Origin of the sequence: Brevundimonas faecalis (assembly GCF_040549405.1) — a bacterium.
In the GTDB taxonomy this organism is placed as follows: Bacteria; Pseudomonadota; Alphaproteobacteria; order Caulobacterales; family Caulobacteraceae; genus Brevundimonas; species Brevundimonas faecalis.
Genome location: NZ_JBEPTF010000001.1, coordinates 1,150,484 through 1,162,906, shown reverse-complemented (window position 1 = coordinate 1,162,906; position 12,423 = coordinate 1,150,484). Strand labels below are relative to the sequence as shown.

Annotated in this window: 16 protein-coding genes; 1 reads left to right on the top strand and 15 read right to left on the bottom strand. The window is 65.3% G+C overall.

Going from position 1 to position 12,423, the window contains the following annotated elements:
* Positions 1-23: 23 nt before the first annotated feature.
* The 12 genes from ABIE19_RS05735 to ABIE19_RS05680 all read right to left on the bottom strand — a co-directional run bounded on the left by ABIE19_RS05735 (position 24) and on the right by ABIE19_RS05680 (position 8,831).
* Positions 24-836: a flagellin gene (locus ABIE19_RS05735; protein WP_354088162.1), complete on the bottom strand. Its 813-nt coding sequence runs from the start codon at positions 834-836 to the stop codon at positions 24-26.
* Positions 837-924: 88 nt separating this feature from the next.
* Positions 925-1,782, bottom strand: a complete 858-nt coding sequence (locus ABIE19_RS05730) for a flagellin N-terminal helical domain-containing protein (protein ID WP_354088160.1) — start codon at positions 1,780-1,782, stop codon at positions 925-927.
* A 536-nt stretch (positions 1,783-2,318) separates the two neighbouring features.
* The gene (locus ABIE19_RS05725) at positions 2,319-3,245 is read right to left on the bottom strand and encodes a retropepsin-like aspartic protease (protein WP_354088159.1); all 927 of its coding nucleotides are present in this window, start codon (positions 3,243-3,245) and stop codon (positions 2,319-2,321) included.
* A gap of 113 nt (positions 3,246-3,358) precedes the next feature.
* The gene (locus ABIE19_RS05720) at positions 3,359-3,580 is read right to left on the bottom strand and encodes a hypothetical protein (RefSeq protein ID WP_354088158.1); all 222 of its coding nucleotides are present in this window, start codon (positions 3,578-3,580) and stop codon (positions 3,359-3,361) included.
* Positions 3,540-3,908 carry a hypothetical protein gene (locus tag ABIE19_RS05715; protein ID WP_354088157.1) on the bottom strand — a complete coding sequence of 123 codons (369 nt, stop codon included), beginning with the start codon at positions 3,906-3,908 and terminating at the stop codon, positions 3,540-3,542. The genes ABIE19_RS05720 and ABIE19_RS05715 overlap by 41 nt, the downstream gene beginning before the upstream one ends.
* Positions 3,905-4,216, bottom strand: a complete 312-nt coding sequence (locus ABIE19_RS05710) for a M15 family metallopeptidase (protein WP_354088156.1) — start codon at positions 4,214-4,216, stop codon at positions 3,905-3,907. Before ABIE19_RS05710 ends, ABIE19_RS05715 begins: the two co-directional genes overlap by 4 nt.
* A gap of 185 nt (positions 4,217-4,401) precedes the next feature.
* Entirely contained in the window at positions 4,402-5,721 is a 1,320-nt protein-coding gene (locus ABIE19_RS05705) for an SGNH/GDSL hydrolase family protein (RefSeq protein WP_354088155.1), read from the bottom strand.
* A 276-nt stretch (positions 5,722-5,997) separates the two neighbouring features.
* Positions 5,998-6,372: a hypothetical protein gene (locus tag ABIE19_RS05700; protein WP_354088154.1), complete on the bottom strand. Its 375-nt coding sequence runs from the start codon at positions 6,370-6,372 to the stop codon at positions 5,998-6,000.
* Positions 6,369-6,752, bottom strand: coding sequence for a M15 family metallopeptidase (locus tag ABIE19_RS05695; RefSeq protein WP_354088153.1), 384 nt, complete (start codon positions 6,750-6,752; stop codon positions 6,369-6,371). The genes ABIE19_RS05700 and ABIE19_RS05695 overlap by 4 nt, the downstream gene beginning before the upstream one ends.
* 29 nt (positions 6,753-6,781) lie before the next feature.
* The gene (locus ABIE19_RS05690) at positions 6,782-7,027 is read right to left on the bottom strand and encodes a hypothetical protein (RefSeq protein WP_354088152.1); all 246 of its coding nucleotides are present in this window, start codon (positions 7,025-7,027) and stop codon (positions 6,782-6,784) included.
* A 169-nt stretch (positions 7,028-7,196) separates the two neighbouring features.
* Positions 7,197-7,364 carry a hypothetical protein gene (locus tag ABIE19_RS05685; RefSeq protein WP_354088151.1) on the bottom strand — a complete coding sequence of 56 codons (168 nt, stop codon included), beginning with the start codon at positions 7,362-7,364 and terminating at the stop codon, positions 7,197-7,199.
* Positions 7,365-7,370: 6 nt separating this feature from the next.
* Complete coding sequence (locus ABIE19_RS05680; RefSeq protein ID WP_354088150.1) at positions 7,371-8,831, bottom strand: DUF2793 domain-containing protein; 1,461 nt, start codon at positions 8,829-8,831, stop codon at positions 7,371-7,373.
* Positions 8,832-9,042: 211 nt separating this feature from the next.
* Between ABIE19_RS05680 and ABIE19_RS05675 the strand changes: the two genes are divergently transcribed.
* Positions 9,043-10,017, top strand: a complete 975-nt coding sequence (locus ABIE19_RS05675) for an endonuclease/exonuclease/phosphatase family protein (RefSeq protein ID WP_354088149.1) — start codon at positions 9,043-9,045, stop codon at positions 10,015-10,017.
* Here the strand turns inward: ABIE19_RS05675 and ABIE19_RS05670 are convergent.
* Genes ABIE19_RS05670 through ABIE19_RS05660 form a run of 3 tightly spaced genes read right to left on the bottom strand, consistent with a single transcriptional unit; the run spans position 9,989 to position 12,416 of the window.
* Complete coding sequence (locus tag ABIE19_RS05670) at positions 9,989-11,197, bottom strand: CCA tRNA nucleotidyltransferase (RefSeq protein WP_354088148.1); 1,209 nt, start codon at positions 11,195-11,197, stop codon at positions 9,989-9,991. The two genes, ABIE19_RS05675 and ABIE19_RS05670, sit on opposite strands and share 29 nt — an antisense overlap.
* Positions 11,194-11,856 carry a CoA pyrophosphatase gene (locus ABIE19_RS05665; RefSeq protein ID WP_354088147.1) on the bottom strand — a complete coding sequence of 221 codons (663 nt, stop codon included), beginning with the start codon at positions 11,854-11,856 and terminating at the stop codon, positions 11,194-11,196. The genes ABIE19_RS05670 and ABIE19_RS05665 overlap by 4 nt, the downstream gene beginning before the upstream one ends.
* Positions 11,853-12,416, bottom strand: coding sequence for a DUF1285 domain-containing protein (locus ABIE19_RS05660; RefSeq protein ID WP_354088146.1), 564 nt, complete (start codon positions 12,414-12,416; stop codon positions 11,853-11,855). Before ABIE19_RS05660 ends, ABIE19_RS05665 begins: the two co-directional genes overlap by 4 nt.
* Positions 12,417-12,423: the final 7 nt, after the last annotated feature.

Below are 12,423 nucleotides of genomic sequence, written 5' to 3'. Positions count from 1 at the left end.
GCCCGAAGGCCCGCTTTCAATTCTTATCCGCGGAACAGGCCCAGCAGGACCGAGCTCGACTGGTTCGCGATGCCCAGCGCCTGGACGCCGAGTTGTTGTTTGGTCTGCAGCGCCGTCAGCTTGGCGCTTTCCTTGGCCAGGTCGGCGTCCACCAGATTGCCGATGCCGACCTCGATCGAGTCCTGGATCTTGCCGGTGAAGGTCAGCGAGCGCTCCAGAGACTTGGACTTGGTGCCCAGGGCGCCCAGTTCAGCCGTGAAGGCTTTCAGCGCCGTATCCACGGCGGTGGCTGTGGCGCCTGCACGAGCGACTGCGCCGCCCGCCGTGGCGACAGTGGTGGCGCCCGCCGCCACGGTCTTAAGGACGAACTTGTCGGTCGACCCCGTACCGGTCTTGACCTCAGCATCCACGGTTTGGAGCGCATACAGGTTGACGCCGTCGAAGGTGGCGCCGGCCAGGGCCTTGGTGATTTCATTGCCCAGGGCGTTGAAGTCGGCCAGGTAGGCGGTTTCGGCGGCCGAACCGGCGACGGAGGATTCAATCGCCACCGCCAGGCTCTTCTGCTCTTCAAGCGCCTTGGTGATGGTCTCGCCGGCGGCCAGGGCCACGTCGACGATCGATTGGCCGCGTTGCATCGACTGCTTCACGGCGTCCAGGGCGCCCATTTCGGCGCGCTGGTTGGTGGCGATGGCGAAGATCGCGCCGTTGTCCTTGGCGGATGACACCTTCATGCCCGTGTTCACGCGGTTCTGCGTGACGCTCAGATCGCGGCTCGTGTTGTTCAGGTTCTGAAGGGCAACGAGAGCGCCGGCGTTGGTGTTGATGCTGTTGGCCATTTTGGCTTTCCTTGTCTTTTGACTGTGTTCGGCGTCGTTCTGATCGCCGCGAGCTTTCTGCTCTGGGGAGTGATGAAATCAGGCGGCCTCAGCCGCGGAACAGGCCCAACAGGATCGAACTGGACTGGTTGGCGATGCCCAGCGCCTGGACGCCGAGTTGCTGCTTGGTCTGCAGGGCCGTCAGCTTGGCGCTTTCCTTGGCCAGGTCCGCGTCCACCAGATTGCCGATTCCGACCTCGACCGCGTCCTGGATCTTGTTGGTGAAGATCAGCGAGCGCTCCAGCGACTTGGACTTGGTGCCCATGGCGCCCAGTTCGGCCGTGAAAGCCTTGATGGCGCCGTCCACCACGCCGGTCAGGCCCTGCATGGCCGTGATGTCGGCGGCGACAGGCGCGGCGTAGTTGGAGATGACCAGGGCGGTGGCGCTGGCGGGGGCCGTGGCGGTCGTGGCGGTCGCGCCGCCCTTCAGCACGAAGTTGTCGGTGGCGCCGGTGCCGGTCTTGACGCTGATGGTGGCGCCGGCGGCCGTGGTGTCGGTCCACAGGTTGACGCCGTCGAAGGTCGCGCCGGCCAGGGCCTTGGTGATTTCCGCGCCCAGGGCGTTGTAGTCGGTGACGTAGGCCTTCAGGGCGTCGCCCGTGGCGTTCGAAATGGCGACAGCCAGGCTCTTCTGCTCTTCCAGCGCCTTGACCACGGTCTCGCCGGCGGCCAGGGCCACGTCGACGATCGACTGGCCGCGCTGCATGGAATTCTTGACGGCGTCCAAGGCGCCCATCTCGGCGCGCTGATTGGTGGCGATCGCGAAGATCGCGCCGTTGTCCTTGGCCGAGGAAACCTTCAGGCCTGTGTTCACGCGGTTTTGCGTGACGTTGAGGTCACGGCTGGTCGCATTGAGATTTTGCAGCGCGATGAGCGCGCCAGCATTCGTGTTGATGCTGTTAGCCATTTTGGCCGTCCTTGTGTCTTCGACATGTCCGACGCCATTTTGGCTGCCGGGAGCTTTCTGCTCGGAGACACAAGAAGCAAGGACGAGGCCAGACACGCCCCGAAGGTCAATCAAGATAAGATACTGAAATAACTGACTTTAAATACCCCCATCAGGCTGCAGAACCTGCCTAGCGCTTGATGTGGGGCAAAAACTGCCGAGCTAGTCGGTAAATTTTACCCACCACTCTACAAAGACCTGACCAACTACGCCCACCCCGCTGACCCATCCTGAAACGACGAAGGCCCGCCCTCCGTAGAGAGCGGGCCTCGATAGCGGAATCTAAGGGCTCGACGGTGGGCAAGCTCGCCAGCTTTGCTTTCAACAGGCTTGCGTCAGGTTCTAAATAGCAGTTCCACGACCAAGCCCTTTAAGAGCCGCAGCCGTGAAGCCGCCAGTTACAACGAAGAAAGGCCCGCCCCGGCGAACCGGAGCGGACTTATTGGTGGAGCTTGAGGACGAATCCACTCGCTCTCTGACATCCTGAGTACGACATTTTACTTCTGGGAAGCAGGTCGTTCCACCGCAGACGGAGAAGCAGCTTGCGCATTTGAAGCCAGCGTCCAGCTCCGCTTGTTGGCCGGGTCTATTACTAGCGTGACCTGGCGAATTACAGGCAGGCCTATATTGGCAAGTTCGCCAAGAAAGGTGACCTCGGGGCTCTCAAGCACGACGGGACCTATACGAATATTCCCCCGGATTTGGCCGCCGTAGACTTCGCCTTCCGTATTGATCGATTTGAAGCGACCGACGACGCGTGCAGGCTCGACCAGTGAGACCTTGTCCATCATGCTGATCGGCAGGCTGAGGGAAGCATTGTAGCCGGAGTCGAAATGCGCTGGCAGGGTTGTTCCGTCAGGCATTTGGATATCAATTGTCGCGATGTCGCGGACGTAGGGCACCGGCGGTGCCTCTGGAAGCGGCGTCGTTTCACGAGGCAATAGTCGGACGCGGTTTTTACCTAGCTCTAGATAGACAAGGCTGTGGGTGAACATTTCTGGCGTGATGATGCCCATGGCATCCGTTCGATCATAATCGAGTGCTGATGCTTCAATAGAGCCCACTTTGAGGCCGCCGAGCGAGACGTTGTTGATCGCTACGAGCGGCAATAGGCGCTCCTTGCCAGTCGTGCCGTCGACCTCGATTACGTCGCCGACGCGTGGAAGGTTGTGACGAGCAACAAGCAACTGATCGACTGAGTGCCCATCAGAACCGGTATCGAACACCATAGGTACCAGTTCGCCATCGCCGATCTGCATCATAACCAGCACGCGATTATCTGATTGATAGAGGGAGATAACCCCTTCAGCGGGCAGTTCGCCCTGGGCAGTTTGCGCGTTTGCAATGCCAGCGGAACTCAAGACGAGGCTGAATGCTGCGATCGGCGCCGGGTTGAGCAGCTTGGAAATAGATGCGGACTTCATGGATTCATCCTCTGGCTGTTTTGTCGCGACAGAGGCGAATTCATTGCAATCCATGACCTCAACGCACGGCGAGACTGGACTGCGATCTTCAAGTGGCGCCAGTTAAACTCCTGTTAGATGGGGGAACGAACCTCCGCTGGGCAATCGAGCCCCTTCATCCCCATCGTCCGATAGAACCCGCACAGCCGCGCCACCGCCGCCCAGCCGCGCTCTCCCCAGGTCTCCAGGGCGATGTCGTGGGCGTCCAGAGCGGCTTCGCTCTGCAGGGCGGCGGGGTCTAGGCGCGGCTTGGGCTCAACCGCCAGATCGGCACTCGGCGGGTAGATCGGCGTCACGCGCTCCCTGATGGCGCAACCTGGCGCAAGCAAGAGCGAGGCGGCGAGCAGAAGGGCGGGCGTCCGGCAGAGGAGAAACCGCATTGATCAGATCCTTTTCAAGCTGGGTGTTGGTCTTCAGGTCGGTCAACCGTTTGTCGGCCGCGTGATCGCGAGCCGTGGCGTCCGCGGCTCGGGCCTGGGCGTTGGCCGCCTCGACGGCGCGATCCTGTTTCGCCCGCTCGCGGCCGGGGGCCGTGACGGCGCACCAGGCCAGCAGGATCAGCGACAAAGCGAGACAGGCCAACGCCAGCCAGCCGGTCGCCGTCAGGGTTCGCAGCCACCTCACGGATAGGCCCTCCGATCCAGTTCGAAGTGCGGGCCGTCCCTCAACCTCATCCAGTCGCCGCCCCAGGTCAGAGCCACGCCCCGCTTCTTCGCCGCCGCCTTGAAGGCCGCCGCGATCCGGCCATAGAGGGGCCAATCCCAGCGCACCTGACCATCGACCAGGGCGGCCTGACGCTCCTTCGAACGCAGCCCTTCGGTGACGGCGAAGTCCACCTCGGTCAGCCTGATCGCCTCTTCGACGACGCCGACGAGATCGGGGTGAACCCCCTTCAAATTGGCGCGCGACCGCGCACCGAGGGCAAAGCCCATGATGTCTCCAGTTCAGGTTGTGAGGAGGGATCAGCCCGCGAGGGCGGAAATCGCAGCCTTCAGGCCGCCGGCTTCAACTCGTCCAAGCTGTCAGCAATCCGCTCCATCGTGGCCATCCTGACCGCTGCGTCGGGTTCTAGGCATGGGGCGTTCGGAAGGCGGCGGGGTCTGTCGATCATCTAGCCTCAGGCCCACGCCCAGGCCGCTTGGCCCTGCGAAATAGCCATCCCGTTGGTTGTTAGGTTCGGAACGCCAACCGTCACATTGAAGGACGAAACGGGGCTGTATGGACCCGACGCGAAATCGCACTCGATCAGTTGCGAAGCTCGCCGCGTCCGACCAGTCTTGGCCATGGCGAGCACCTCAGCAGCGGGCTTGGCGGTGTTCCATACGGATATCCCGCTGTACTCCCAACCTGTACCCAGGAAGCCTGGCGCCGCCCCGAAAGTCATTTGCCTGACGCCATCGGTGTAGAGGTTGGAGAGCGTCTGCGAACCGATGAGCGCGCCATCAATGTAGAGCGAGATGAGGCCTGTGCTGGGGTCACCCGGTGTCCGACGAAGCGTGACTACGTATTCATGCACGAGGTTGTCGGCGTTGGGCGCTACCGTGCTGCCCACAGCCACGACACCCCCATCGCGAACCAACTCGATCACAGCAGTCGGGCCGCAGCGGACGCGTAGCCATTGGTCGCCGCCGGTCGTTTGAGCATCAACGCCCCAAACCCCCGCTGGCCAAATAGCCCCTGGCGCAGCGCGTGCTCTCACTCTGACCGTGAAGTCCATGGGTTTGTTGATGATCCCTCCACTCGCGTCGAGGAACATCCCGCCTCCGCTAGATCCGACGATCTGCCAAGAGCCTTTCGCGTCCTGAAGCGATGGTTTTGCCGCAGCGAAGAGGAAAAGCGACAGATCGATCGTATTATAGAAGAGCCGTTGGCCCACATCCGTCAGGTGCAAGCCGTCCGTCGTGGTCAGTCCGCTGTCCTTGAAGTGGCCGGCTCCGTCATCCAGAACCGACATGTGATCGATACGGTGATATCCGCACTGATCCAACACGGCGTTGAGCATGAGCAAGTCTTTGTAGGTCTTGTCAGTGATGTCTGGATACGGGTAGCCGCCCCGGATAATCGGGATCGCGCCGATGCTTTCGCACATAACTGCAAACGCCAAGGTGGCTTGGCGCGTGGCCTGCACATTGAATCCATCATTTCCTGGGTGATTGCACAGCAGCACATGCGTTGGTTTATGAGGCGCAACATCCGCGAAGAAGCGCGCGACCGAGTTGGCCGTGCCTGCACCGCTTATCGATCGGTTGAACACCTGCCATGTCGGATCAGCAGCCTTGAGGGCAGCCGTCAGCAGCCCAGCCCAGGACGTCGATGGCGAGTCCCAAAGCGGTCCAACCGGGTCACCGGTATAGGTCGATGCACCCATCCCCGCGCCATTAGACGACCCGATAATGACGAGCGTCTTGCGAGGAGCTTCCGTTGCGTTACAATTCATGTGGGCTCCATAAAAAACCGCCCGCCGAAGCGAGCCTTTAGATGTTTTCCCAGGTTCCCTAGGAGAACGATTTTCTCTGAATTATTTTCAGATCAACACACTGAATTTCCAGCGAGTTCCCCCTTCGCCGATGCGACAGGAGGAATGCAGCGTCGTTCGCTGAAATGTCGATTACAGGAATATTATCCTACATCCTTACGTCAAATTCGGACAGAGGAAAGCGCCCCCTCTAGTTGGTCCGAAGGCTCTGCCGGCAGGGCAGCCGGTGAAACAGACTCAGTCCACCCGGCTGGGATCAGAGCGGAACACGGCGCACTGTGGATCACGATAGTCGGAGAACTGGCACACGCTCCGGCGAGCAGCATCAGCGGCAGCATTGCGGTCATGCGCATGGCGGATTTCCTTTTCGGCCTGGGTGATGATGGTGGTGGTGGATTGGTCGCGTGCGTCCGCCTTGTCGCGGATGGCGCCGGCGTCCTGGGCCGCGGCGGTGCGGCCATCAGCCAAGGCCTTGTCCGCCTGCGTACGTCTCAGGGTCTCGGCCGCGTCCTGACGATCGCTCGACGCACACCAGGTCAGCAGGGTCAGCAACAGGACGAGGCAGGCCAGCGCCAGCCAACCCGTCGCCGTCAGGGTTCGGAGCCACCTCACGGATACTTGCTCCGATCCAGTTCGAAGTGCGGCCCATCCCGAAGCTTCGTCCAGTCGCCGCCCCAGATCAGAGGCGTTCCTCGCTTCTTCGCCGCCGCCTTGAAGGCCGCCGCGATCCGGCCATAGAGGGGCCAATCCCAGCGCACCTGACCCTCGATCAGAGCCGCCACATCCACGGCGTGGCCGGTCAGGTGACGGCTGTTCAAGGTCCGGCTGGCGCCCGCCTTGACCAGAGCGGCCTGACGCTCTTTCGAGCGCAGCCCTTCGGTGACGGTGAAATCCACCTCGGTCAGCCTGATCGCCTCTTCGACGACGCCGACGAGATCCGGGTGAACCCCTTTCAAATTGGCGCGCGACCGCGCACCGAGGGCAAAGCCCATGATGTCTCCAGTTCAGTTTGTATGGCGGATCAGGCTTCAGCTTCGCCGGGCTGATTGCGCCCGAAGTAGAAGCCCAGGATCAACAGCATGCCGTCCTTGAACAAGCTCGTGACCGTCAGGACGGCAGGCTCGTAGGGCGCCGGCACATGGCGTCCGATCAGGGCGATGACCGGCAGAAGCAAGACATTGCCGGCCAGAAACCCCAACGCGAGGATGGTTGTGGTGCGCGGCAGGTTGATCACCTCCGGCCACCAGACGGGCGGTCTACGCCCCATGTCGTCGCCTCCTTTTCTCCCGTAACGTGACGGGTTTCCTCACCCGATCGGCCATGACGACGAGGAGCGCAGATCCTGTCGTTCATGCCGTAACACGTGATCGTTGATAGGAATATTATCTTACAATCTTGCTTCAAATTCGGTCGCAACAACGGCTGTACGACCCTGCTCATTCCTCGGTTTCTTGGTCTCGAGAATGAAACGGACGCCGCCAGTCGCGCCCTAGCTGTTCGAAACAATCGTCAGCGGTCAGTCGTCCGGGGTTGTCCCAGACCTCCTCGTCCGGAACTTCGGAGTCGAGGTCGGGCTCGATGATACGGTCAAGATAACGGGTCATGGCGGCTCACCCGATCGCCGTCAGTAGGACTACGCCCGCCGCGCCCGATCCGCCGAGGCCTCCCGCTGTCAGGCCCGCGCCTCCGCCCCCTCCGCCCGCGCCGTAAAGGCCGCCGTCGCCGCCCCTGTGTCCCGCGCCTGACCCCGAGGCCCCGCCTCCCGCTCCGCCGCCGCCCGCGAAGCCGATGTCCACGGCGGGCGCATCCCGGCCATCGCCGCCTGCGCCCGCGGAACCTGCCCCGCCCTCGGCGCGCAGATGCAGCAGGCCGCCGATCCCTCCTGCGCCGCCGGCATGGGCCGCGTCAGCGGCGCTGACGCCGCCGCCCGCTCCGCCGCCGCCCGATCCGTCAGGACGGTCCTCAGCCTGTCCCGCGCCCGCGATGCCGCCGACCGAAGCCGTTCCGCCTGCATTGGCGCGAACCAGCCCGCCCCCGCCTGCGCCGCCTGCCCCCAAAGCCGAACCGGCCGCTCCGGCCTGCCCGCCTTCACCAGTCAGGAAACGCACGCCCCCGACCGTGATCGTGCTCTCGCCGCCCGCCGTACCGCTCGCGCCGCCCTGGCCGATGACGACGGACAGGCCGTCGGCCACGGCCGCGATGGGCCAGACCGCCGCCGTCACGCCTCCGGCTCCGCCGCCCCCGCCGCCATGGCGCGCCGTCCCGGACGGCCCATGCGCGCCGACCCCTCCGCCGCCGCCGCCGCCGCCGCATGTCGCCTGAACCCACTGCGCCCAGACCGGAGGGACCCAGTCGCCGTTCCAGGTCATGACGACCGCCTCGCGTCGCATGGCGCCCTGGGGCAGCCACATGCGCCCCGTGGTTCGGTCGACGGCGAAGACGTCACGCCAGGTTCCTCCGTCGGCGCTGACCTTCAATTTCAGGTCGTCGTCGCCGATCAGACCCAACTCGGCCCGCCCGCCCCAGCCGCTCTGGAACAGCAGGGACAGGACATCGCCCGCCCCCTGCTTGTTGAAGGTGAAGCGCAGATCGCCGTCGCCGCCGCTCTCGCTCTCCAGCGCCGTCCACAGCGCCTTGTTCAGTCGCGCGGCAAACACATTGGTGGCGTCCGCGTCCGTATTGAGCCCCAGTCGGGTCAACTGCTGCAGGACCTTTTCACCCAGAGGCAGAGGCGCCCATGCCCCGCCGCGCTGGACCAGCACCTCCTGGCTGTCCAGAACCACGGCCAGCAGGCCCTCGGGCGCCTCCACCGACCGCCAGCCGCCCGCCTCGGCGCGCATCAGGGTTCCGGCGGCGCGACCGGCCCAGTCCGCGCCCGTCGCGCCTTCGGGCAGGATATAGAGGGCGCCGTCGTCGGCAGCCGTCGGCTCGACCGCCAGGGTGCGGCTGACCACCGCGGTCTGGATCAGGGCGTCCAGTCGCGTCAGGGCCTCGTTCAACGTCACATGCTTCTGCAGTTGGCCCGCCGCCAGATAGGGCAGGTTCAACCGGGCGCTGGCGTCATCGCTCATCTCAGGATCTCCAGGGTTTGGACATCCAGTCTGTTCGCCCCAACGACCTTGGCTGGCGAAAAGCCTCGAACGCGCGCCAATCCCTGAAAATCCTTGGGATTGGCGCATGCGATTATGCAAGACGTTCGCCTCATGCCTCGCATGACCGCCCCTCGACACCCCGCCCTCCAGTCGGATAGGCCTAGCCTTGGAAGCCGCTAAGGACGCCTGCTTGTCGCCTGACTTTAAGACCCTGATCCGCGCCCTGCTTCACCTCGGCGCCCTGGCTGTTTTGGCTGCGCCCCTGGCCGTCGCCCTCGCGGGGCTCAGCGGTATCGGCCATCGCTGGGTCGACATCCTGGCCCAGTTTCCGGCGCCCGCCTTGGCGGGAACCCTGGTCGCGACCCTGATCTTCGCCCTCTTGCGATTGAGGCCCGCCGTGATTGCAGGCCTGATCGTCACGGCTCTGTTGGTGCTGGCCCTGTGGCCCCAGTGGTTTCCGCGCGGCGGCGCCCGCCCAGCGCCCGGCGCGCCGACCGTCAGCCTCTATTCCGCCAACCTGTGGGCCTGGAACCGCGATGTGGACGCCATCGCCCGTTCCATCGCGGAAGCGGATGCGGACATCGTCGTCCTGGTCGAACTGGGCGACGCGCCTTCGGCGGAGCTGGACCGGGTGCTGAAGGCCTATCCGCACCGTGTCCTGAACGCCCGGGTCGACAGGCCCAGCGGCGCGGCCCGCGCGGCCGTCGCCTCACGCTGGCCGCTGACGGCCATACCGGATCGCGCGGATGGACTAGTCTCGGTCGGCGCCGTGGTCCGCACGCCCCTGGGACCCGTCAATGTCCTGGGCGTTCACCTGACGCGCCCTTGGCCCTTCCAGTATCAGTGGGGTCAGATCAACCAGGCTGCGGCTCTGGCCGACATCCGTCGCGACTTGACCGGCCCGGTCATCGCCGCCGGCGATTTCAACAGCGTCTCCAGCGCCCGCATCGGCAAGCAGATCAAGGCCGAGACCGGCCTGATCCCCGCGCCCGCCTGGCCAGGCACCTGGCCTGCCGCCCTGCCCTCCGGCATGGGCATGACCATCGATCAGGTCTGGCGCTCGCCGGACCTCGCCCTTCTGGAGCGTCGCCTGGGCCGAAAGACCGGCTCGGATCACAGGCCGGTCGTCACCCGGTTCACCCGTGCGGCGCCGCCAGCGCCCTGAGCCGCGCCTCATGGCCGTCCGTCGGGAAATCGTCGGCGATCCAGCCCTCTTCAAAGGCCTTGAGCAGCCGCCCCGTCTCCGGTCCCGGCTTCACCCCCAGTCGCGCCAGGTCGCGCCCGCCGACCGGCAATGCGGGCCGCTCCCATCCCTCGGCCAGGGCCAGCAACCGCTGCCCCTCCGCCGGATCGCCTCCGGCCGCCCAGGCTCGCATGACGCGGTCCGAAAACGCCTGGACGCCGTCGCGATAGAGCGCCGCCCTCGCCTCTCGATCCGACATGTCGGTCTTCGCCTTTGTCGTCGTCGCGGCGACCAGGCGATCGCGCTGTGCGTTGGATAAACGCAGAGCCCGCGCCGCTTCATTCACGGCCGTCGGATCATCGGGCAACAGGGCCGACAATCTCAGGACGGGATCGGCGCTCCGCTCGACCATAACCTCGAACAGGAACAGGCTCTCCGGCTGCGGAATGGTCTGGGCCAGCACGCCGGCCTGATCCATCAATCGAACCGCGGGCCTGGGGTCGGGGGCGGCCAACAGCTTCAGCAACTCCTTCGACACGCGCTCCGCCGACAATCGGCCCACGCCCTCGGCCAGGGCCGCACAGGCGGCGACCGCCTCCGCATCCGGCGCCCCGCGTCCATACCAGGCGTGAAAGCGATAGAAGCGCAGGATGCGCAGATAGTCCTCGCGTATCCGCTGCTCCGCTTCGCCGACGAAGACGATGCGGCCGGCCAGAGCGTCGTCATATCCGCGTCCCGTGGGGTCCAGGATCACGCCCTGCGCGTCGGCGTAGAGGGCGTTCAGGCGAAAATCGCGCCGCCCGGCGTCCTCGGCCCAGTCGTCCGTGAAGGCCACCGTGGCCCGACGCCCGTCTGTCGAGACATCCCGCCTCAGGGTGGTGATCTCGAACGGCTCCCGGTCGGATATGGCCGTCACCGTGCCATGCTCGATCCCCGTCGGAACCGAGCGCAGGCCCGCCGCCTTCAGCGCCTCCACCACGGCCTCGGGCCGCAGGACAGTGGCGATGTCCACGTCATCGATCGGCGCTCCGATCAGAGCGTTCCGAACGCAACCGCCGACAAAGCGGGCGCAATCCGGCCCGCCTGCGACCGCCAGGGCCTCCATGACCGCGCGCGTCGCGGGCGCGGTCAGCCATTCCTGCCCCTCCAGCCTGCGGCTCACGCGGCGTCCTCGGCCGCCGCCGCCAGGGGCGCGGCCTGGTCCCCGTACAGCCGATGGAACAGGTCGCGCAGGATGCCCGCCGTCACGCCCCAGATGTAGCGCTCGCGATAGGGCATGGCCCAGAACCAGCGCCGAGGCCCGCTCTCGGGATCATAATAGTCACGCCTGTGGTTGGCCGGATCCATCAGGAAGTCCCACGGCGCCTCGAACACCTCGGCCACCTCGGCCGGAGACGGCGTCACCGAAGGCGGCGCGGTCAGCCAGCCGACCACCGGCGTGACGAGAAAGCCCGTCCCCGTCTCATACGGATCCCCCAGGCCGATCAGTTCGACCACGGCGGGATCCAGCGCCACCTCCTCGAAGGCTTCGCGCAGGGCCGCCTGCCCGGCGGTCTCGCCCGGGTCCAACCGACCGCCGGGAAAGGCGATCTGTCCGGTATGGCTGGCCAGGGTGTCCGACCGCCGCGTCATCAACACCATGGGCCCGTCGGCGTGCATGATGATCGGGATCAGGACCGCCGCCGGACGCAGGCTCCGTTCCGGCCGCTCCAGCTCCGGATTCAGGTCATAGTCCGACCGCCTGGCCTTCCGCTCCGGCGACCAGGATTCGACAGGCTCCAGCCGGGCTTCCAGCCGCTTCCTCAGACTGTCGCAACTCATTCCAGACCCGCCCCTTCCGGCCCGAGTGCGAAGACGGCGTCCCCCGACCGCACCGCCAGCCGCCCGTCGACGACCTCGGCGCGCTCGACCAGTTCGTAGAAGACCGGACGCGCGATCCGCGCCCACAGATCGGCCCGCACATGAACGCGCGGCGCGGGCTCGCCGGTCGCCGGATCGGTCTCCACCACGATCGGATGATCCGGTCCGGCCGTGACCTCATCGCCCACGTCGGTCGTAAAGCTCAACCCGTCCTCGGACGCCCGCACCGTCGTCGCACGAAACGGCAGATCCTCGACGCCAATCTTCAGCTTCTCGACCGGCGTCACCAGATGATAGCCGTCCGGGTCCTTGCGCAGCACCGTCGAGAACAGGCGCACCAGTTCGGTCCGGCCGATGGGCGAGCCTTCATGCATCCAGGTTCCGTCAGCCCGGATCAGGATGTCGATATCGCCGCAATGAGCCGGGTTCCACAGGTGGACGGGCGGCAAGCCGCGCCCCGGCGCCTGTCGCGCGGCCTCGGCGACGCCGGACAGGCCGGACGATGTCGCTTGGTTCGTCATCTGCGAA